At 66.3% G+C, this 17,977-nt stretch carries 16 protein-coding genes; 13 read left to right on the top strand and 3 right to left on the bottom strand.

All coding sequences use genetic code 11. The annotated features are described in order from the left end of the window. Positions 1-471: 471 nt before the first annotated feature. Positions 472-1,038, top strand: a complete 567-nt coding sequence (locus ASD68_RS16315; RefSeq protein WP_056085574.1) for a TIGR00645 family protein — start codon at positions 472-474, stop codon at positions 1,036-1,038. 71 nt (positions 1,039-1,109) lie between these two features. On the opposite strand, the gene ASD68_RS16310 is transcribed toward ASD68_RS16315, so the two are convergent. Continuing rightward, positions 1,110-2,045 carry a carbohydrate kinase family protein gene (locus tag ASD68_RS16310; RefSeq protein WP_056608706.1) on the bottom strand — a complete coding sequence of 312 codons (936 nt, stop codon included), beginning with the start codon at positions 2,043-2,045 and terminating at the stop codon, positions 1,110-1,112. 269 nt (positions 2,046-2,314) lie between these two features. Between ASD68_RS16310 and ASD68_RS16305 the strand changes: the two genes are divergently transcribed. From ASD68_RS16305 to ASD68_RS16250, 12 genes are all read left to right on the top strand, one after another. Continuing rightward, complete coding sequence (locus ASD68_RS16305; RefSeq protein WP_056085572.1) at positions 2,315-3,361, top strand: rod shape-determining protein; 1,047 nt, start codon at positions 2,315-2,317, stop codon at positions 3,359-3,361. Between the two features lie 30 nt (positions 3,362-3,391). Further along, on the top strand, positions 3,392-4,348 hold the full coding sequence (gene mreC, locus ASD68_RS16300) for a rod shape-determining protein MreC (protein WP_056608703.1): 957 nt from the start codon (positions 3,392-3,394) through the stop codon (positions 4,346-4,348). Continuing rightward, positions 4,345-4,830: a rod shape-determining protein MreD gene (gene mreD, locus ASD68_RS16295; RefSeq protein WP_056085570.1), complete on the top strand. Its 486-nt coding sequence runs from the start codon at positions 4,345-4,347 to the stop codon at positions 4,828-4,830. The genes mreC and mreD overlap by 4 nt, the downstream gene beginning before the upstream one ends. Before the next feature lie 16 nt (positions 4,831-4,846). Next, positions 4,847-6,823, top strand: coding sequence for a penicillin-binding protein 2 (mrdA, locus tag ASD68_RS16290; protein WP_056608700.1), 1,977 nt, complete (start codon positions 4,847-4,849; stop codon positions 6,821-6,823). Then, complete coding sequence (gene rodA / locus ASD68_RS16285; protein WP_056085568.1) at positions 6,820-7,935, top strand: rod shape-determining protein RodA; 1,116 nt, start codon at positions 6,820-6,822, stop codon at positions 7,933-7,935. The genes mrdA and rodA overlap by 4 nt, the downstream gene beginning before the upstream one ends. Before the next feature lie 96 nt (positions 7,936-8,031). Next, on the top strand, positions 8,032-9,042 hold the full coding sequence (mltB, locus tag ASD68_RS16280) for a lytic murein transglycosylase B (RefSeq protein ID WP_056608696.1): 1,011 nt from the start codon (positions 8,032-8,034) through the stop codon (positions 9,040-9,042). Next, positions 9,039-9,959, top strand: coding sequence for a septal ring lytic transglycosylase RlpA family protein (locus ASD68_RS16275; RefSeq protein WP_056608693.1), 921 nt, complete (start codon positions 9,039-9,041; stop codon positions 9,957-9,959). The genes mltB and ASD68_RS16275 overlap by 4 nt, the downstream gene beginning before the upstream one ends. 72 nt (positions 9,960-10,031) lie before the next feature. Then, positions 10,032-11,273: a D-alanyl-D-alanine carboxypeptidase family protein gene (locus ASD68_RS16270; RefSeq protein WP_056608799.1), complete on the top strand. Its 1,242-nt coding sequence runs from the start codon at positions 10,032-10,034 to the stop codon at positions 11,271-11,273. After that, positions 11,273-11,563 carry a DUF493 family protein gene (locus ASD68_RS16265; RefSeq protein ID WP_056608690.1) on the top strand — a complete coding sequence of 97 codons (291 nt, stop codon included), beginning with the start codon at positions 11,273-11,275 and terminating at the stop codon, positions 11,561-11,563. The genes ASD68_RS16270 and ASD68_RS16265 overlap by 1 nt, the downstream gene beginning before the upstream one ends. Positions 11,564-11,652: 89 nt before the next feature. Next, on the top strand, positions 11,653-12,378 hold the full coding sequence (lipB, locus tag ASD68_RS16260; protein WP_056608687.1) for a lipoyl(octanoyl) transferase LipB: 726 nt from the start codon (positions 11,653-11,655) through the stop codon (positions 12,376-12,378). 17 nt (positions 12,379-12,395) lie between these two features. Further along, positions 12,396-13,394, top strand: a complete 999-nt coding sequence (gene lipA / locus ASD68_RS16255; RefSeq protein ID WP_056085563.1) for a lipoyl synthase — start codon at positions 12,396-12,398, stop codon at positions 13,392-13,394. Between the two features lie 8 nt (positions 13,395-13,402). Beyond that, a complete protein-coding gene (locus ASD68_RS16250; RefSeq protein ID WP_056608684.1) occupies positions 13,403-15,661 on the top strand; it encodes a carboxy terminal-processing peptidase in 2,259 nt (752 codons plus the stop codon). A gap of 156 nt (positions 15,662-15,817) precedes the next feature. On the opposite strand, the gene ASD68_RS16245 is transcribed toward ASD68_RS16250, so the two are convergent. Next, complete coding sequence (locus ASD68_RS16245) at positions 15,818-17,194, bottom strand: leucyl aminopeptidase family protein (RefSeq protein ID WP_056608681.1); 1,377 nt, start codon at positions 17,192-17,194, stop codon at positions 15,818-15,820. 85 nt (positions 17,195-17,279) lie between these two features. Further along, complete coding sequence (locus tag ASD68_RS16240; RefSeq protein WP_056608677.1) at positions 17,280-17,972, bottom strand: HAD family hydrolase; 693 nt, start codon at positions 17,970-17,972, stop codon at positions 17,280-17,282. Positions 17,973-17,977: the final 5 nt, after the last annotated feature.

Raw genomic sequence — 17,977 nt, 5'->3', positions numbered from 1 at the left:
CGCCGATGGTAGTGTGGCTCGCCCATGCAAGAGTAGGTCACCGCCAGGGGCTTTATCCTGATCAACCCTCACCGGAAACGGTGGGGGTTTTTCTTTTGCACGGCTTCTTTTTATCCGGCTGACGAAGCGCACCGTCCGGGCACTGGACAGCGCTGTTGAGGACGGCTTCCGTCGAACTGATGGGTGACCTATGCATTGATCGATGCGGTGACCATCGCCACGGCGTCCTGCTGGAACGCGTGCGATGTGGTCGGCCCGTGGTCGTATGGGTGAACGTGCCAGTCAGCTAACGACCTGTTGGCGAATGCGCGGGTTTTCGACCCCGACGAATGAGCCGTCCGACCGAGCGATCTTTGACCGATCACGTATCTCGGGGAACGCACCGGACAAATTGTCGCGCCTGCTTATTTCGGTGACGATAGTTCCGCTTGGATCGGTAGAATCGAGCGCCTTTCCCCATAGCGAACACGAATGACGACTTTCAACCAAAGCCGCCTGGGTCCCCTGTCGTACCTGATCTTTTCCTCGCGTTGGCTGCAACTGCCTTTGTACCTGGGGCTGATCGTTGCCCAGGGCATTTATGTCGTGCAATTCCTGCGGGAGCTTTGGCACCTGGTGGAAACCACCTTGTTCCACGGTGGCATCGATGCCGCCGGGGGAGGCGACAGTGCCGAGGCGACCATCATGCTGACCGTGCTCGGCCTGATCGACGTGGTGATGATTTCCAATCTGCTGGTGATGGTGATCGTGGGCGGTTACGAGACGTTCGTCTCGCGCCTGCGCCTGGAGGGGCATCCGGATCAGCCGGAATGGCTGTCACACGTCAATGCCACCGTGCTGAAAGTGAAGCTGGCAATGGCGATCATCGGCATCTCCTCGATCCACCTGCTGGCCACGTTCATCAAGGCGCGCAGCATGGATGGCGAAACGATCATGTGGCAGATCCTGCTGCACCTGACTTTCGTGGTGTCTGCGGTCGCGCTTGCGTATATCGACCGACTGACGCTGCCAGCGGGCAAGCACGCGCCCACGCACTGAAACCTGCGCGCGAATCCCCGCAGGTCATGCGAGGTAGTCGCGGCAGGTGGCATCAGGATGCGATGCGGCGATCAGTCCAGCGCGTAACCGAACTGGCTGAGGAATTCCGCGGCGAACTCGCCGTAGCTGAAATGCTGGTTCTGCGTGCCGGGGTGTTCAACCTTCAGCGCGCCCATCAGCGAGGCCATGCGCCCCACGGTGGGCCAGTCCTTGCCGCGCATGATGCCGAAGATCAGGCCGGCGCGATAAGCATCGCCGCAACCGGTCGGGTCCACCACCGCGCGCTCGCGTGCCGGCGGGATCTGGTGGGTTTCGGTGCCTGCGTGGATGACCGAGCCCCGCGGCCCCTGGGTCACGATGTAGGCGCTCACATGCGAGGCGATCTCCTCAGCGCTCCAGCCCGTACGGGCCTGCAGCAACTGGGACTCGTAGTCGTTGACGATGACGTAGGTCGACTTCCCGATCATCGCGCGGAACTCGTCGCCATTGAACAACGGCATGGCCTGGCCCGGGTCGAAGATGAAGGGCACGCCGCGGGCGGCGAACTCATCCACATGCTGCAGCATGGCCTCGCGGCCATCCGGCGCCACGATGGCGAAGTCGATCTGCGGGATGTCGCGGACGTGGTTTTCGTGCGCGCTGGACATCGCGCCGGGGTGGAAGGCGGTGATCTGGTTGTTGTCCAGATCCGTGGTGATGAAGCACTGCGGAGTGAACTGGTCGTCGAACTCGCGCACGCTGCTCAGGCGAATCCCGCACTGTTCCAGATGCTTGCGGTAGGGCGCGAAATCCTGACCCACCGTGGCGACCGGCAGTGGATCGCCGCCCAGCAGCTTCAGGTTGTACGCGATATTGCCAGCACAGCCGCCGAACTCACGCCGCATGGCCGGCACTAGGAACGACACGTTGAGGATGTGTACCTGCTCGGGCAGGATGTGATTCTTGAACTGGTCCTGGAACACCATGATGGTGTCGTAGGCCAGCGATCCGCAGATGACGGCAGGCATGGTGGGTGAAGGGTCCCCGATTGTGGGATGCCGCGCAGGGCAGCAGGATAGGGCCGATGGACGGCCCAGGCCAAAGGTTCAAATGCTACCGCGAATACGCGCAATTCGCGACTTGGTTCCTTCGTGCAAAGTTCGTCCGCCGATACAGAAAACGTACTTATCATCGTGTTGTACAAGGCTTTCTTAACGTTATTGTCCTTGCGTGGACGGGTAACGCTGACTAGACTGGCGAGCTTGATTTTTGCTCAATATCGGCGCACGGCGGACCCATGTTCAAGAAGTTTCGCGGGATCTTTTCCAACGACATCTCCATCGATCTCGGCACGGCGAACACGCTGATCTATGTGCGCAGCCAGGGCATCGTGCTGAACGAGCCATCGGTGGTGGCGATCCGCCAGGACCGCGGTCCCGGCGGTCCGCGCACGATTGCCGCGGTGGGCAGCGACGCCAAGCGCATGCTCGGCCGCACGCCGGGCAACATCGCCACGGTGCGTCCGATGAAGGACGGCGTGATCGCCGACTTCACCATGACCGAGGCGATGCTGCAGCATTTCATCAAGCAGGTGCACAAGTCGCGCCTGCTGCGGCCCAGCCCGCGCGTGCTGGTGTGCGTGCCCTGCGGTTCCACCCAGGTCGAGCGTCGCGCCATCAAGGAATCGGCCGAAGGCGCCGGCGCCCGCGACGTGTTCCTGATCGAGGAACCGATGGCGGCGGCGATCGGCGCCGGTATCCCGGTACACGAGGCGCGCGGCGCGATGGTGCTGGATATTGGCGGTGGCACGTCCGAGGTGGCGGTGATCTCCCTCAACGGCATCGTCTACTCGCAGTCGGTGCGCGTGGGTGGCGATCGCTTCGACGAGGCGATCATCAACTACGTGCGGCGCAACCACGGCACCCTGATCGGCGAATCAACGGCCGAGAAGATCAAGCTGCAGATCGGCTGTGCGTTCCCGCAGAGTGAAGTGCGCGAGATCGAGATCTCCGGCCGCAACCTGGCCGAGGGCGTGCCGCGGATGTTCACGGTCAACTCCAACGAGATCCTCGAAGCGCTGCACGAGCCGCTGGCCGGCATCGTGGCGGCGGTGAAGTCGGCGCTGGAGCAGACCCCGCCGGAGCTCTGCTCCGACGTGGCCGAGCGCGGCATCGTGCTGACCGGCGGTGGCGCGCTGTTGCGTGATCTCGATCGCCTGATTTCGGAAGAGACCGGCCTGCACGTGCAGGTGGCCGACGACCCGCTGACCTGCGTGGCGCGTGGCGGCGGCAAGGCGCTGGAGCTGATCGACCAGCACGGCAGCGATTTCTTCGCTCCCGAATAATTCACGGCATCCGGGGGACCAAGGGCCGCCATGGCGCATGCGCGCGACGAATCCTCGCCGCTGTTCGCCGGCAATGCTGCCGGCACGCTGCGACTGATTTTCTACCTGGCACTGGCCGTGGTGCTGATGGTGCTCGACCAGCGCAATGGCTGGATGTGGCGCGTGCGTGATGCGGCGGCGGCGGTGGTCGAGCCGGTCTATCGACTGGCGGGGCTGCCGGTTGCCGGCATGCGAACGCTCAGCGTGGCGTTCGGCGATCGCCAGCACCTGACCGAGCAGAACCAGCGCCTGCGAGAGGACCTGCTGCTGGCCAACGCCAAGTTGAATCGCATGGCCGCGGTGGCGCAGCAGAACCAGCATCTGAAGGAATTGCTCGACACCCGGCACAGCCTTGAACTCAACGTGCAACTGGCGCGTGTCATCGGCGTGGACCTGGGCGCCTACAGTCATCGGCTGATGCTCAACGTGGGCGCACGCGACGGCGTGAAGCCAGGGCAACCGGTGATCGACGCGCACGGCGTGATGGGGCAGGTGATCGAGAGTTTGCCCACCACCTCGGTGGTGATGCTGGTGACCGACCCCGCCCACGCCATTCCTGTGGTGGTCGAACGTACGGGTTTGCGCACGGTGGCCTACGGCTCGCGCGGGGGCGATCAACTCGTGCTGCCCACGATCCCGCTGGCGGCCGACGTGCAGCGGGGCGATCAATTGCTGACGTCCGGACTTGGCGGGCGCTTCCCGCCCGGGTTTCCGGTAGGACGGGTCACCGAGGTGGCGCCTGCCGCCACCGGCATGTTCCTGGTTGCCCAGGTGCAGCCGGCGGCCGATATCGGTCGCAGCGAAGACGTCCTGCTGCTGCATGACCAGGCTGAGCCGGATGGTCCGCCAGCGCCGGCCAAACCGATGGGGCCGCCAAGCGAGCTCGCCCCGGCGAACGCGGCCGACGCACCAGCGACTCCGCCAGCCGCACCGGGAGTATCGCGATGAATCGCCAGAGTCTGATGCGCTGGTGGTTCACCGCCACGCTGGTGGTTGCGCTGCTGCTGATGCTGGTGCCGTTGCCCGGCCCGTTGGCGCCGTTCAAGCCGTACTGGCCGGCCCTGGTCCTGTTGTACTGGTCGCTGGAATCCGAGGATCGGGTCACGCTGGGCCTGGCGTTTGCGGTGGGTCTGGGCGCCGACGTGGTCAACGGCGTGGTCTTGGGCGAACAGGCCCTGCGGCTGTGCGCGCTGGTGTTCATCGCCCTGCGCTTCCGTTCGCGGCTGCGCTTTTTCCCGATGTGGCAGCAATCGCTTGCGGTGTTGGTGCTGTTGTTGAACGACCGCGTGCTGCTGCTGCTGGTGCGCTTTCTGGGCGGCGCGTCGTTGCCACCGGCCAGCTGGTGGATCGCGCCGTTCGTAGGCGCGGCGCTGTGGCCTTTCCTGTTCCTGCTGCTCGACGACCTGCGCGCGCGCTGGCGGATCCAATGAAGCGCGATTCCGTGACATGAAGCGTCGGTCGATCAAGGACGCCCGCGGTGAGGGTGCGTTGTTCCGGCGCCGGGCCCTGGTCGGTTTCGCCCTGATCGTGGTGAGCCTGGGCCTGCTGATGGCCCGCTTCGCCTATCTGCAGGTGGTGCGCCACGACGAGTTTGTCACCCGCTCGCAGAACAACCGGGTCAAGCCGCGCGCGATCCCGCCCGCGCGCGGCCTCATCTACGATCGCAACGGCGTGCTGCTGGCCGACAACGTGCCGGCGTTCCGGCTTGAGGTGGTGCCGGAGCAGGTCAAGGACATGCCCGCGTTGCTGGCACAACTGGGCCGGGTGGTTCCGCTGGACCACGATGACCTGGACGCGTTCGCCAAGCAGCTCAAGCAGAACCGCCGCTTCGAGAGCGTGCCACTGAAAATGCACCTCACCGAAGACGAAATCGATCGCTTCGCGGTCAATCGCTGGCGGTTTCCCGGCGTCGACGTGGTGCCTTACCTGACCCGGCGCTACCCGCTGGGCGAGGCCTTTGCGCACGTCGTGGGTTATGTGGGGCGCATCGACGCCGACGATGTCGATCGCCTCGACCCGGTGCGCTACAAGGGCACCAGCCACGTCGGCCGTAGCGGGGTCGAGCGGTCTTACGAAAACACGCTCCACGGCCAGCCCGGGTACGAGCTGGTCGAGGTCAATGCCGACGGCCGCACCCAGCGCGTGCTGGAAACCCATGCGCCCACGCCGGGCAGCAATCTCTACCTCAGCATCGATTCCCGGTTGCAGCGGGCGGCCGAGGCGGCGTTCGAGGGGCGTCCCGGGGCGGCAGTGGCGATCGACCCGCGCAACGGCCAGGTGCTGGCCATGGTCAGCGTCCCCACGTTTGACCCGAACCTGTTCGTCAACGGCATCAGCCAGGTCGACTACAGCGCGTTGACCCACAACCCCGACAAGCCGCTGTACAACCGCGCACTGCGTGGCGTCTATCCGCCCGGCTCGACGGTGAAACCGCTGGTGGGGTTGGCCGGCCTGGAAACCGGCTTTCGCAAACCGCAGGACACCGTTTTCTCCAACGGCGTGTTCTACATCCCCGGTCAGTCGCGCGGTTATCGCGATGACGTGCGCGGTGGCAGCGGGCGGGTCAACCTGATGCAGGCGATCGAGCAATCGGTCAACACCTACTTCTACAAGCTGGCGCTGGACATGGGCATCGACCGGCTCAGCAACTACATGGCCAAGTTCAGTTTTGGCCGCCCCACCGGGATCGACCTGATCGGCGAGGCGTCCGGCGTGCTGCCTTCGCGCGCATGGAAGGCGGCGCATTCCAGGGAGCCCTGGTATCCCGGTGAAACGGTGATCGCCGGCATCGGGCAGGGTTATTGGGCGGTGACACCGCTGCAGCTGGCGCACGCCATCGCCACCTTCGCCGGCCATGGCATACCGTACGAACCGCGCCTGGTGATGGCCACCCAGCAAGGCATGGATGCGCCCCGCAAGCCGCTGCCCAACCCACCCTCCGGGCCCTCGGTGATCGCCAACCCCGCCGACTGGGACGCGGTGAACCAGGGCATGCAGATGGTGATCTACGGCGCCAAGGGCACCGGCCGTGCGCTGTCGGCGGGCTTTCCGTACCTGATGGCCGGCAAGAGTGGCACCGCCGAGCGTTTCTCGCGTACCACCAGTGCCTACGACACCAACCGCAATACCGCCTACCTCGCCAGTCGCCATCGCGCGTGGTTCGTTGCCTATGCGCCGGCTGACAACCCGCAGATCGCGGTGGCGGTGCTGCTGGAATCGGGCGCGTGGGGCGCCTCCGCATCCGGTCCGATCGTGCGCAAGATCCTCGACGTATGGCTGGCCGAGCAGGGCAGCGTGCTGGCGGGGGCGACGCGCCTGCCTGCACCCACGGCGGCTACCGCTCGCACGCCACTGCCCGCCACCACGCCGACCGACGATGAGGAAACTCCCGTCGCGCCGCTGCCGCAGGGAGACACGCCATGATCGAGGTGCTGTACGTGCGCGGGCGGCGGTTCCTGCGCCGGATCATGACCCGCCCGCGCATAGACCTGCCGCTGGCCACGGGCTTGCTGCTGCTGGCCTTTATCGGCCTGGTGACGCTCTACAGCGCGGGCGACGGCAACCTGGCACTGGTGGGCGGGCAGGCCGGACGCTTCGTGCTGGGTGGTGCGTTGTTGCTGCTGATTTCGCGCATCCCGCCGCAAGTGCTGCGCAGCTGGACGCCATGGCTGTACGCCGGCAGCACCGCATTGCTGGTGGTGGTGGCGGTGCTGGGCGAGGGTCGTGGTTCGATCCGCTGGCTGGACCTGGGCGTGATGCGCTTTCAGCCGTCCGAACTGTTGAAGCTGACGATGCCGATGATGGTGGCCTGGTACCTGCACCCGCGGCGGTTGCCGCCGGGTTGGGGCGACATCGCCATGGTTGGCCTGCTGATCGCGATTCCCGCCGGATTGATCGCGGAGCAGCCGGACCTGGGCACGGCGCTGCTAGTGACCGCTGCCGGCACGTTCGCGTTGTTCCTCTCCGGCATGGCGTGGTGGCGCATCGGCGTGCTGCTGGCGGCGGTGGGCGGCATGATTCCGGTGGCGTGGCATTTCCTGCACCAGTACCAGCGCGACCGCGTGCTGACCTTGCTCAATCCGGAATCCGACCCGCTGGGCAATGGCTGGCACATCATCCAGTCGCAGATCGCGGTGGGCTCGGGCGGCATCTTCGGCAAGGGCTGGCAGCACAGTACGCAGTCGCGGCTGGATTTCCTGCCCGAGCACACCACCGATTTCATCTTCGCGGTGTTTTCCGAGGAGTTCGGCCTGGTCGGCGTCATCGCGCTGATCACGCTTTACGCCTTCATCATCGGCCGTTGCCTGTGGATCGCGATGGAGGCGCGCGAGACCTATTCGCGACTGCTGGCCGGCGCCATCGGCATGAGCTTCTTCGTCTACGTGTTCGTCAACGGCGGCATGATCGCGGGCATGCTGCCGGTGGTCGGCGTGCCGTTGCCGCTGATCAGTTACGGCGGCACGTCGGCGGTGTCGTTGCTGGTGGCGTTCGGCGTGTTGATGTCGATCCACGCCAACCGCAAGCGGCATGCATGAACGCGGTCATGCCACGCGCCCAAGGCTGCCCCAAGTTGCCGCGGCGTGCGTGTTAGGCTTTCGAGCGACCTCCGTCATTTCGCAAGCGAAGCTTCCATGACTGTTATCCGCGCCTCGCGCCCTGCCGGTTTCCTGGCCGCCCTCATCGTGCCCTTGCTGTTGTGTGTCGCGCCGGTATCGGCGCAGACGCATCCGGGCCAGGCGGCGCTGGTGCAGGAGGTGGTGCGCGATACCGGCAAGGATGCCGCCACCTTGAACGCGCTGCTCGACGGCGCCAAGCGGCAGCAGAGCATTCTCGATGCGATCAGCCGCCCGGCCGAAGCCAAGCCGTGGCGCGATTACCGCCCCATCTTCGTCACCGACAAGCGCATCAACGACGGCATCGCGTTCTACCGCGAACACCGCGACCTGTTGCAGCGCATCGGCACGCAATACGGCGTGGACCCTTCGTACATCGTGGCGATCGTGGGTGTGGAAACCAGCTACGGCCGCAATACCGGCAGCTACAAGGTGCTCGATGCGCTGGTCACGCTGGGCCTGTATTACCCGCCGCGGGCGAAGTTCTTTCGCGAGCAGTTGAAGGAGCTGCTGGAAATGCCGGCCAATCACCTGGCCGGCCCGCTCGACACGCTCACCGGCTCGTACGCCGGTGCGCAGGGCTGGGGCCAGTTCATGCCCACCAGCATCCGCGACTTCGCGGTGGACGCTGACCACGATGGTCGCATCGACCTGCAGGGTTCGCTGCCGGACATCTTCGCCAGCGTGGCCAATTACTTCGCCGGCCACGGCTGGGTCAGCGGCGAGCCGGTGGCGGCGCGCGCGCAGCCCGATGCCAGCGCACGGCCGATCACCATCAAGGACAGCCGCCCGCAATGGCCGCTGGAACAACTGGAAGCCTGGGGCTACGCGCCGCTGCAGTCGCTGCCGCCCGCGCAGATGACCACCTTGCAGACGTTCGATGGCGTCAACGGCCCCGAATACTGGTTCACGTTCCAGAATTTCTACGTCATCACCCGCTACAACCGCAGCCCGCTGTATGCGATGTCGGTGCACCAGCTGGCGCAGGCGATCGCCGCCGGCGTCGGCCAGGTGGATAGCGCGCGATGAAGTGGTGGCACGCGTCGCTGGCGCTGGCCGCGTTGTCGCTGCTGGCCGGCTGCGGCGGGCACAAGACGAAACCCTCGCGCGGCAGCCATGCCACCCAGCAACAGGCAAGCTCCCGTGCGGGCGCGTCGTCGTCGTCCGGCGACCGCTTTCATGACGACCTCAGCCGGCCGCAGAGCAGCCGCTACCGGGATCGCAGCGACAGCATTCCGGACGGCCCGATTCCCGACATCGGCAAGCTGATCGAGCCGGTGCCGAAGGTCGAGCCGCGTTCGCTATATGGCAACAAGTCGCCCTATACCGTGCTCGGACGCAGCTACAAGGTACTGCCCACGGCACGCGGCTACGACGAGCGCGGCATCGCCTCGTTCTATGGCAACAAGTTCCACGGCTACAAGACCTCCAGCCTGGAAACCTACGACATGTACGCGTTCAGCGCCGCCAGCCCCACGCTGCCGCTGCCCAGCTACGCGCGGGTGACCAATCTGGAAAACGGCAAGAGCGTGATCGTGCGGGTCAACGACCGCGGCCCGTTCCACGCCAACCGGCTGATCGACCTGTCCTACGCCGCGGCGGTGCGGATCGGCATCTGGCCCAAGGGCACCGGCCTGGTCGAGGTGCGCGGTATCGATCCGCGACAGCCGGGTCAGGAACTGCCGCCGCCGCCCGTGGTCACACGCCGGCACCCCGGGCTGTATCTGCAAGTGGGCGCGTTCGCCAATACCGACAACGCCAATCGCCTGGCGCAGCGTTTGCGCGAGGCCAACGTGGGCGCGGTGCAAGTCAGCGATGTCGACGTCAACGGGCAGCGCGTGCGCCGCGTGCGGGTCGGGCCGCTGGTGGATGTCGATCGCGCCGATGCGGTCAGCGCCCGGATCGAGGGCATGGGCCTGCCACGACCGCAGGTCGCGGTAGACTGAGCAAATTTGCAGCACCTTTTCACCGACGCCGGCGATCGCGCCGCCGACCTCAAGACCGGACTGAATCACACGATGAATTTTCTTCGCCGCACCCTGATCCCGTTTGCCGCCGCCAGCCTGTTGTTCGGCGTTGCGCTCGCCCAGACGCCACCGCGCCCGTCGCCCGTGCCGCGCCCGGTGGTGCCCGACGCGCCGGTGCCGCCGCCGCCGGACGTCGACGGCAAGAGCTGGGTGCTGATGGATTACGCCACGGGGCAGATCCTGGCCAGCAAGGAGCCGGACCTGCGCGTGGAGCCCGCGTCGATCACCAAAATCATGACCGACTACGTGGTCTCGGCCGAGGTCGCCAACGGCAAGGTCCACATGAGCGACCCGGTCACCATCAGCGAGAACGCCTGGCGCGGCGGCGGCGCCGGCACCGACGGCTCCACCAGCTTCCTCAAGCTCAACAGCCAGGTGCCGCTGAAAGACCTGCTGTACGGCATGATCATCCAGTCCGGCAACGACGCGGCGATCGCGCTGGCCGAGCACACGGCCGGTTCCGAGTCCTCGTTTGCGGCGCTGATGAACGCCTACGCCAAGCAGCTGGGCATGGTGAACTCGAACTTCCGCAACGCGTCGGGTTATCCGATCGAGAACCACTACACCACCGCGCATGACGTGGCGATCCTGTCGCGCGCGCTGATCCACGACTTCCCCGAGGACTATGCGATCTCCGCGGTGAAGGAGTTCGAGTGGAACGGCATCAAGCAGCACAACCGCAACACCTTGCTGTGGCGCGACCCCAGTGTGGACGGCATCAAGACCGGTCACACCGCGGCCGCCGGCTACTGCCTGGCCGCATCGGCCAAGCAGGGCGAGTCGCGGATGATCGCCATCGTGATGGGCGCCAGCAGCGAGAAGGCGCGCGCCGATTCGGCGATGGCGTTGCTCAACTACGGTTTCCGCTTCTACGAAACGCACAAGCTGTACGAGGCCGGCAAGGCACTGGTGACACCGCGGTTGTGGAAGGGTGAAAGCAACCAGCTGCCGCTGGGCGCCGCCGAGGACGTGCGGGTGACGGTCAAGCGCGGTGATTACGACAAGCTCAAGGCCACCATGGATATTCCCGCCACCCTGATCGCGCCGTTCAAGAAGGGCCAGCAGGTGGGCACCCTGCGTGTCACCCTGGCCGGCCAGCCGGTGCAGAACGTGCCGTTGGTGGCGCTGGCCGATGCGCCCAAGGGCGGCTTCTTCTCGCGCCTGTGGGACACCATCCTGTTGTGGTTCCACGGCAGCAAGGACAAGACCGAACAGGCCGCGGACGCGAAATAATGCAACCGATCGACTTCACCAAGGCCAAGCAGGAAGGCAAGGGATTCCAGTTCCCCGGTGAGTTCGAGATCACCGCCGTGGGCAGCGCCAGCGCCGACCTGCCCGCCCGGGTGCCGCAACTGCTGGAGCAGGCGGGGCTGAAAGTGCTGCACGAAAGCGTGCGCCACCGGCATTCCGGCGGCGGCAATTTCGTCTCGGTCACGGTCAGCTTCCGCTGCGAGAACCGCGAGCAATACGACGCAGCGCATGTAGCGCTGCGCGAGTGTCCGGATATCCGGTATACGTTGTAGCCGGGATTTGGGATTCGGGAATCGGGATTCGGAAAAGCCGCTCCCGTCCCCATGATGGAAGCGGGCTGCGCTTCCTTCGCCCAGGAAAAATGCAAGGCAACAAGTTCACCGTGACCCCCGAATCCCCCATCCCGAATCCCCAATCCCGGCCCCTCGCCATTCGCCGCCTCGGCCGCCAGCCCTACGCGGTGACGTGGAAGGCGATGGGTGCGTTCACCGACAACCGGGTGGCCGATACCGCCGACGAATTGTGGTTGCTGGAGCACGATCCGGTATTCACCCTGGGCCAGGCGGGCAAGATGGAGCACGTGCTGGCGCCCGGCGACATCCCGGTGGTGCCGGTGGATCGCGGTGGCCAGGTGACGTATCACGGCCCCGGCCAGATCGTGGCCTATCCCCTGATCGACCTGCGCCGCGTGGGCGTCAGCGTGCGCGAGCTGGTGCATCGGATCGAGCAAGCCATGATCGACACGCTGGCGCATTGGCAGATCGACGCCGTGCGCCGCGACGGCGCGCCGGGCGTCTATGTGGGCGAGGCCAAGATCGCGGCGCTGGGCCTGCGCGTGAGGCGCGGTTGCAGCTTCCACGGGCTGGCCTTCAACGTGGCCATGGATCTGGAGCCGTTCCAGCGCATCAATCCTTGCGGTTACAAGGGTTTGGCGGTCACGCAAATGCTAGACTTGGCCGGCCCCACACGGCTGGCAGACGTCGAGGATGTGCTGATCGGCGAATTCTGCCGCCAGTTCGGTTTCTCCGCCGTACCGACCGCCCCCGTGCTACCCGAACTCCCCGCCCGCGCAGCGGCCCAGGCTTGATCGATCCAGGCGTTTTCATGAGCAACCTTTCCCCCTCCAAGACCATCCCGATCAGCGTTGTCGCCGGCGCGCCCGAGAAGCAACTGGGCAGCGACAAGATCGCGCTGAACCGCGCCGGTTTCGATACCGCCGTGCCGACGCTGCGCAAGCCATCCTGGATCCGCGTGCGGCTGCCGCAGGGCAACGCGGTGCAGCAGTTGAAGGCGCGCCTGCGCGAGAACGCGCTGGTCACCGTGTGCGAGGAAGCGTCCTGCCCGAACATCCACGAATGCTTCAGCAAGGGCACCGCCACCTTCATGATCCTGGGTGAGGTGTGCACCCGGCGCTGCTCGTTCTGCGACGTGGCGCATGGCCGGCCGCAGCCGCCGGACACCATGGAGCCGGCGCGGCTGGCGCAGACCATCGCCGACATGCGGCTGAAATACGTGGTGATCACCTCGGTCGACCGCGACGACCTGCGCGATGGCGGCGCCAGCCATTTCGCCTCGTGCATCCGCGCCACACGCCACGCCAGCCCCAACATCAAGATCGAGATCCTCACCCCCGATTTCCGCGGCAAGGGCCGCATGGAGCGGGCGCTGGAAGTGCTGAAGGATTTTCCGCCGGACGTGTTCAACCACAACCTGGAAACCGTGCCGCACCTGTATCGCGAAGTGCGTCCGGGCGCCGATTACCAGTGGTCGCTGGACCTGCTCAAGCGCTTCAAGGCGCAGCACCCCGACGTACCGACCAAGTCCGGCATCATGCTGGGCCTGGGCGAAACGTACGATCAGGTGATCGAGACATTACGTGATCTACGCGCCCATGACGTCGAGATGATCACCATTGGCCAGTACCTGCAGCCCACGCCGCACCATCACCCGGTGGTGCGGTACTGGACTCCCGAGGAATTCGACGCGTTGCGCGAAGCCGGTGAGGCGATGGGTTTCCATCACGTCGCCTCCGGCCCGCTGGTGCGGTCGTCCTATCACGCCGACCTGCAGGCCCATGCAGCCGGCGTCACCGAGCACGCCTGAGAGAATCCATGAAATTTCGCCCCCTGCTGGCCCTGCTGCTCGCCATCACCACCACCTGCGTTTGCGCGCAGTCCGCCGCCGATCTCGGCGCCGGGCAGAAAAATCGCAAGGCTTCGGTATGGCCGCTGGTGCCCAGCACCACCGAGGCCGAGGCGGCGCAGTTGTCGGCGCGCTTCCTGACGCGCTTCCATTACGACGCGCAGCCTTTGGACGACGCGATGTCGGCCCGCATCTTCAAGGCCTACCTGAAGATGCTGGACGGCGAAAAGGTGTTCTTCACCCAGGCCGACATGGCCACGTTCGCGCCGCTGGAAACCAAGCTCGACGACGCGATCTGGAACCAGGACCTGTCCGCGCCGTTCACCATCTTCAATCTTTACCTGCACCGCGCCGTCGATCGCATGACCTTTGCGCGCGGCCTGCTGGCCAAGGGTTTCGACTTCAACGCCGACGAGAGCTACACCTTCGATCGCAAGGACGCCACCTGGGCGAAAGACAAGGCCGAACTGGACGACCTGTGGCGCAAGCGCACCATGAACGACTGGTTGCGCCTGAAGCTGGCCGGCAAGCCCGATGACGAAATCCGCAAGACGCTGACCAAGCGCTACACCGGCTACATCGAGCGGGTAAAGCAGCTGGACAGCGAAGATGCGTTCCAGACCTTCATGACCGCCTACGCGGAAACCACCGACCCGCACACCGATTATCTGGGGCCGCGCGCGGCGGAGAACTTCGACATCGCGATGAAGCTGTCGCTGGAAGGCATCGGCGCGGTGCTGCAGGCGCGCGACGACTACACCCAGATCCGCGAGCTGGTGCCGGGTGCGCCCGCGATGAAATCCGGCAAGATCCACGTGGGCGACCGCATCGTGGGCATCGGCCAGGGCGCCGAAGGCCCGGTCACCGACGTGATCGGCTGGCGCCTGGACGACGTGGTCAACCAGATCCGCGGCAAGAAGGACACCACCGTGCGGCTGGAGATCCTGCCGGCGGACACCGGCCTCGATGGCAAGCACGTGTTCGTCACCCTGGTGCGCAAGAAGGTCAGCATCGAGGAGCAGGCGGCCAAGAAGAAGATCGTGGAGATCAAGGATGGCGACGTCACCCGCAAGATCGGCGTGATCGAGCTGCCCACCTTCTATTCCGATTTCGGCGCGCGCAGCGAGGGCGACAAGAACTTCAAGAGCGCCACCCGCGACGTGGCCAAGCTGCTGGGCGAGCTCAAGACGGCCGGCGTGCAGGGCGTGGTGATGGATCTGCGCAACAACGGCGGCGGCTCGCTGGCCGAGGCCAATGCCATGACCGGCCTGTTCATCGACACCGGCCCGGTGGTGCAGGTGCGCGACGCCAAGGGTCATGCCGAAGCGCAGGGCGACGACGACCCGGGCATGGCCTGGAGCGGCCCGCTGGCGGTGCTGGTCAACCGCGGCACCGCTTCTGCCTCGGAGATCTTCGCCGCCGCGATCCAGGATTACGGCCGCGGCCTGATCATCGGTGAGCCCACCTTCGGCAAGGGCACGGTGCAGAACCTGGTCGACCTGGACCGCTTCAGCCGCAGCGAGAGCGACAAGCCGCAATACGGCGAGCTGAAGATGACCATCGCCGAGTTCTTCCGCATCAACGGCGGCTCCACCCAGCTGAAGGGTGTCACCCCGGACATCGCGTTCCCGAAGAATGGCGACGAGAAAGACTTCGGCGAATCCACCTACGACAACGCGCTGGAGTGGACGCACATCCCGCCGGCGCAGTACCAGCCGATCGCCGACATGAAGGCGTACCTGCCGAAGCTTGAGCAGATGCACGATGCGCGCGTGGTGAAGTCGCCGGGCTGGCAGCTGATGCTGGACGAACTGGCCCAGTACAAGATCATGCGAGGCAAGAAGTCGATCTCGCTGAACCTGGCCACGCGCGAGGCCGAGCGCAAGCAGCAGGACGCCATCCAGGCCAGCTTCCGCGCGCGGCACAAGGCCATCGACGGCACCACCAACCTGCTCGATGAAGAAGACGACGTCAGCAGCCGGCTGGACGACGGCCTCAATCCGAACGAGCGCAGCCTGAAGAGCGAGCTGAAGCAGGAGAAGGAGGCGAAGGAAGCGAAGGACGTGCAGCTGGACGAAAGCGCGCACGTGTTGTTCGACGCGGTCGGCCTGATCAAGGCCGACCCGAAACTCGCCGCCGAAGTCCTGCCCTACGGCGGCAAGTTCAGCCTGAACACCGTGGCCAGCACCTCGTTGCCCGCGTCCGCCTCAAGCGCGCCTGTGCACTGAGCGCGTAGGCATCGCCAAAGAAAAAGGCAGCGCTTGCGCTGCCTTTTTTTGTCCGCCGAGCCGCAAATCCTGTAGGAGCGGCTTCAGCCGCGATGCTTTTCAGCTTTCGACAAAGAGCATCGCGACTGAAGTCGCTCCTACAACAGCCGGGTGGGTTCAGCCGAAGCGCTGCTGCAACACGGCGAACACCGCCCGCAGCCCCATCGCCTCGCCGCCGCGCGGGCGGCCGGGGCGGTCGGCGTCGTTCCAGGCGTAGGTGTCCAGGTGCAGCCAGTCGATGTCGTCGGGCACGAAGCGCTCCAGGTACAGCGCCGCGGTGATCGCGCCCGCATGGCGCGACGGCCCGGCGTTGGCGAAGTCGGCCAGGTGCGAATCCAGCAGCTTGCGGTACGGCCGCCACAGCGGCAGCCGCCACAACGGATCGGCCACGGCGTGGCCGGCGGCGACCACGTCGTCCGCCGATGCATCGCGATTGCCGAACAGTGCCGGCAGGTCCGGCCCCAGCGCCACGCGCGCGGCGCCGGTCAGGGTGGCGAAATCGATCATCAGCGCGGGCTTCTGCTCGGCGCCGTAGGCCAGCGCGTCGCACAGTATCAGCCGGCCTTCGGCGTCGGTGTTGTCCACCTCGACGGTGTGGCCGGCGCGCGTGGTGATGACCTCGCCGGGACGCATCGCATTGCCTGCCACCGCGTTTTCCACGGCGGGGATCAGCAAGGTCAGCCGCACCGGCAGTTTCGCCTGCATCACCAGAGCGGCCAGCGCGATCGCATGCGCCGCGCCGCCCATGTCCTTTTTCATCCAGCGCATGCCGTCGGCCGATTTCAGATCCAGCCCGCCGGTGTCGAAACAGACACCCTTGCCCACGATCACCAGCTTCGGGTCGCTGGCCTTGCCCCAGGTGAGCTCGACCAGCCGTGGCGCACGGTGGCTGGCGCGGCCCACCGCGTGGATGGTGGGGAAGTTGGCGGCCAGCAGTTCGTCGCCCACCCATTCGCGCAGCTTCGCGCGATGCGTCTTGCCCAGCCGGCGCACGGCGTCGGCCAGCTGTTGTGGGCCCATATCCTCGGTAGGCGTATTGACCAGGTCGCGTACCAGGCAGGTGGCGTCGACCAGCGGCGCCAATTGCTTCAGCACGTCCGCCGCCACTGCCAGCTTCGCAGGCGCACGGCGCGGTTGGCGGTAGCGGCTGAACTGGTACGCGCCCAGCGCCCAGCCCAGCGCGGCCTGCGCGGGGTCGGCCAGCACGCCTTCGGTGGCCAGGTGATAGGTGGCCTCGGGCAGCGTGCAGGGCAGGGCGGCCAGCGCAGCCAGGCTGTCGCGCGGATCGACGCCGGCCAGCACCCGCACCAGCTTGCCGGACGCATCCGCCAGCAGGGCGAAACTGCCCGGCGCGGCATCGAAACCGGTCTCGGCCAGCCAGCGGCGCTGGCTCGCGTCCAGCCGGCGCCGGGTGGCGGCCAGATGGGCCGCGTCGGTGGTTTCGATGGCAATGCTGCGACGGTCGCCGGGCTGGCGTTCGATCAGGGCGGACATGCGGTCTCCTCGTGTTTCGGTGATGCCGGCGCGTGCCCACGCGCGCGGTGAATCGCCCATTTTGCGCGCATTGCGCCGGGCTTGCTCAAGCTTGCGCGTCAAGCCAGTCGGCCAGCGCGGCCATGTCGGGCAGGTCGAGGTCAGGCCTTGCGCCCAATGCCTCGGGCCAGGGTTCGCCGTGGCGGTTGATCCAGGCCGTGCGCAGGCCGGCATCGCGGGCGCCGGCCACGTCCATCGCCGGGTCGTCACCCACGTGCAGGATGTTGGCCGGTGCCACGCCAAGGCAATCGGCAGCGGCCTGAAAAATGCGCGGGTCGGGTTTGGCGAAGCCGGTGCCGCGGGCGCAGACGTGGTGGGCGAAATGGGTATGGATGCCCACGCGGTGCAGGTCGGCATTGCCGTTGGTGAGGCTGGCCAGTGGCACGCGGGCGGCGATGCGTTGCAGCGCGGGCAGGCTGTCGGCGTACAGCTCCACCGCGTTGCGGGCGGCGAAGTAGATTTCCCACAGCGCGTCGACCGGCGCCTCGATCACGCCGCAGGCGTCGAAGGCCTGCTGCAGGGTGAGCTGGCGCTGGGTGGTGAAGTCGTGCGCCAGGTCGGTGCGCTCGGCTGCCACCTGCAGGCGCAGCGCGCGCATCGCGTCGATCGGCCACTTCAGCGCCACGTCCGGGTGATGCTGGCGCAACCACGCGTCGACCGCCTCGTCGGCGCGTTGCAGCGCCGGCAGCACCGGCCACAAGGTGTCATCCAGGTCCAGCGTGAGCGCCAGGATATGCACCTGCG

Origin of the sequence: Rhodanobacter sp. Root627, from assembly GCF_001427835.1 — a bacterium.
In the GTDB taxonomy this organism is placed as follows: Bacteria; Pseudomonadota; Gammaproteobacteria; order Xanthomonadales; family Rhodanobacteraceae; genus Rhodanobacter; species Rhodanobacter ginsenosidimutans.
The sequence above is the reverse complement of the archived record's forward strand: the minus strand, read 5'-3'. Positions and strand labels throughout refer to the sequence as shown.

What these genes read in the sequence shown, in the direction of transcription:
- rodA (WP_056085568.1), top strand. Translation starts at nt 6,820, where the DNA reads ATGATCGAGGTGCTGTACGTGCGCGGGCGGCGGTTCCTGCGCCGGATC.
- lipB (WP_056608687.1), top strand. Translation starts at nt 11,653, where the DNA reads ATGCAAGGCAACAAGTTCACCGTGACCCCCGAATCCCCCATCCCGAAT.
- ASD68_RS16305 (WP_056085572.1), top strand. Translation starts at nt 2,315, where the DNA reads ATGTTCAAGAAGTTTCGCGGGATCTTTTCCAACGACATCTCCATCGAT.
- ASD68_RS16315 (WP_056085574.1), top strand. Translation starts at nt 472, where the DNA reads ATGACGACTTTCAACCAAAGCCGCCTGGGTCCCCTGTCGTACCTGATC.
- ASD68_RS16245 (WP_056608681.1), bottom strand. Translation starts at nt 17,194, where the DNA reads ATGTCCGCCCTGATCGAACGCCAGCCCGGCGACCGTCGCAGCATTGCC.
- mreD (WP_056085570.1), top strand. Translation starts at nt 4,345, where the DNA reads ATGAATCGCCAGAGTCTGATGCGCTGGTGGTTCACCGCCACGCTGGTG.
- ASD68_RS16310 (WP_056608706.1), bottom strand. Translation starts at nt 2,045, where the DNA reads ATGCCTGCCGTCATCTGCGGATCGCTGGCCTACGACACCATCATGGTG.
- mreC (WP_056608703.1), top strand. Translation starts at nt 3,392, where the DNA reads ATGGCGCATGCGCGCGACGAATCCTCGCCGCTGTTCGCCGGCAATGCT.
- mrdA (WP_056608700.1), top strand. Translation starts at nt 4,847, where the DNA reads ATGAAGCGTCGGTCGATCAAGGACGCCCGCGGTGAGGGTGCGTTGTTC.
- ASD68_RS16270 (WP_056608799.1), top strand. Translation starts at nt 10,032, where the DNA reads ATGAATTTTCTTCGCCGCACCCTGATCCCGTTTGCCGCCGCCAGCCTG.
- ASD68_RS16250 (WP_056608684.1), top strand. Translation starts at nt 13,403, where the DNA reads ATGAAATTTCGCCCCCTGCTGGCCCTGCTGCTCGCCATCACCACCACC.
- lipA (WP_056085563.1), top strand. Translation starts at nt 12,396, where the DNA reads ATGAGCAACCTTTCCCCCTCCAAGACCATCCCGATCAGCGTTGTCGCC.
- ASD68_RS16275 (WP_056608693.1), top strand. Translation starts at nt 9,039, where the DNA reads ATGAAGTGGTGGCACGCGTCGCTGGCGCTGGCCGCGTTGTCGCTGCTG.
- ASD68_RS16265 (WP_056608690.1), top strand. Translation starts at nt 11,273, where the DNA reads ATGCAACCGATCGACTTCACCAAGGCCAAGCAGGAAGGCAAGGGATTC.
- mltB (WP_056608696.1), top strand. Translation starts at nt 8,032, where the DNA reads ATGACTGTTATCCGCGCCTCGCGCCCTGCCGGTTTCCTGGCCGCCCTC.